We start from the raw sequence: 1,417 nt of genomic DNA, 5'->3' as shown, positions 1-1,417 counted from the left end.
GGATGTGGCTAATGAGTCAGGACAGTAAAGTTTTCTTTCGTATATTCCTCGGTATCGGTCTGGTACTGATCCTCATTTCTGTTGTTGTCTTTTATAACCAGTTCACCTATAGCAAAGACGCGATTCATACCGAAGGCGTCATTGTTGATACCGTCTGGCACTCCAGTCATTCTCATCGCACGGGTAAAGATGGTTCGTGGTATCCCGTCGTTGCCTTTCGACCGACGCCAGATTACACGCTAATTTTCAATTCGAGTATCGGCAGCGATTTTTATGAAGACAGCGAAGGCGATAAAGTTAATGTTTATTATTCTCCCGGGCATCCTGAAAAGGCTGAGATAAATAACCCGTGGGTTAATTTTTTTAAATGGGGGTTTATCGGCATTATGGGCGTTATTTTTATCGCCGTCGGTTTATTAATAAGTATGCCCTCCTCTAAAAAATCACGCAGGAAACGGAAGTCCCGCCCATGAAAAAATTCATTATACTGCTCAGTTTACTGATACTCCTGCCTCTGACAGCAGCCAGCAAGCCATTAATTCCAATAATGAAGACACTTTTTACGGACGTTACCGGTACTGTACCAGATGCTGAAGAGATCGCGCATAAAGCCGAGCTTTTTCGCCAACAAACGGGAATTGCACCGTTTATTGTGGTTTTACCCGACATTAATAATGAAGCCAGTCTCAGACAAAATGGTAAAGCGATGCTGGCGCATGCGTCATCTTCATTGAGTGATGTAAAAGGAAGTGTTCTGTTACTATTTACTACCCGCGAACCACGGTTAATTATGATCACCAACGGCCAGGTTGAAAGTGGTCTGGACGATAAACATCTCGGCCTTCTGATAGAAAATCACACGCTGGCTTATTTAAATGCAGATCTCTGGTATCAGGGAATCAATAATGCATTGGCTGTTCTACAAGCACAGATATTAAAACAATCGACGCCGCCACTAACGTATTATCCGCATCCAGGACAACAGCATGAAAATGCTCCCCCCGGCAGCACCAACACATTAGGTTTTATCGCCTGGGCTGCGACGTTTATCTTATTTTCCAGGATCTTTTACTACACGACTCGTTTTATTTATGCGTTAAAATTTGCAGTGGCGATGACTATTGCCAATATGGGTTATCAGGCTTTATGTTTGTATATCGATAATAGCTTTGCGATTACCAGAATATCGCCACTCTGGGCAGGGCTAATTGGTGTCTGTACGTTTATTGCCGCATTGTTATTGACGAGTAAACGATAAAAGAGGCCGGAAAAGTGCGCGTGTATTATGCCGGATGGGGCGCGAACGCCTTATCCGGCCCACAAAACCCGCAAATTCAATTAATTGCGTCCCCTTGCAGGCCTGATAAGCGTAGTGCATCAGGCAATGCTTCCCGCTTTTAATCCCTTCAGCAACTTT

The 1,417-nt window shown here is 44.1% G+C and carries 3 protein-coding genes; 2 read left to right on the top strand and 1 reads right to left on the bottom strand.

The features are described 5' to 3' along the window. The first annotated feature begins 11 nt into the window (after positions 1-11). Positions 12-473 (top strand): DUF3592 domain-containing protein, encoded by a 462-nt coding sequence (locus tag RTW80_RS25185; protein WP_000076376.1) that lies wholly within the window; start codon positions 12-14, stop codon positions 471-473. Continuing rightward, a complete protein-coding gene (locus tag RTW80_RS25180) occupies positions 470-1,258 on the top strand; it encodes a TPM domain-containing protein (protein ID WP_000713462.1) in 789 nt (262 codons plus the stop codon). Before RTW80_RS25185 ends, RTW80_RS25180 begins: the two co-directional genes overlap by 4 nt. On the opposite strand, the gene RTW80_RS25175 is transcribed toward RTW80_RS25180, so the two are convergent. After that, on the bottom strand, positions 1,238-1,417 hold a 180-nt coding region (locus RTW80_RS25175; protein WP_312720783.1), incomplete at its 5' end, for a hypothetical protein. The genes RTW80_RS25180 and RTW80_RS25175 overlap by 21 nt on opposite strands.

Source organism: Escherichia sp. AM3 (assembly GCF_032029835.1).
In the GTDB taxonomy this organism is placed as follows: domain Bacteria; phylum Pseudomonadota; class Gammaproteobacteria; order Enterobacterales; family Enterobacteriaceae; genus Escherichia; species Escherichia coli.
Note: the sequence above shows the minus strand (reverse complement) of the source record. Positions and strands in the feature narration are given on the sequence as shown.

Excerpts from the sequence above, each read along its gene's own strand:
- RTW80_RS25180 (WP_000713462.1), top strand. The coding sequence starts at position 470 with ATGAAAAAATTCATTATACTGCTCAGTTTACTGATACTCCTGCCTCTG.
- RTW80_RS25185 (WP_000076376.1), top strand. The coding sequence starts at position 12 with ATGAGTCAGGACAGTAAAGTTTTCTTTCGTATATTCCTCGGTATCGGT.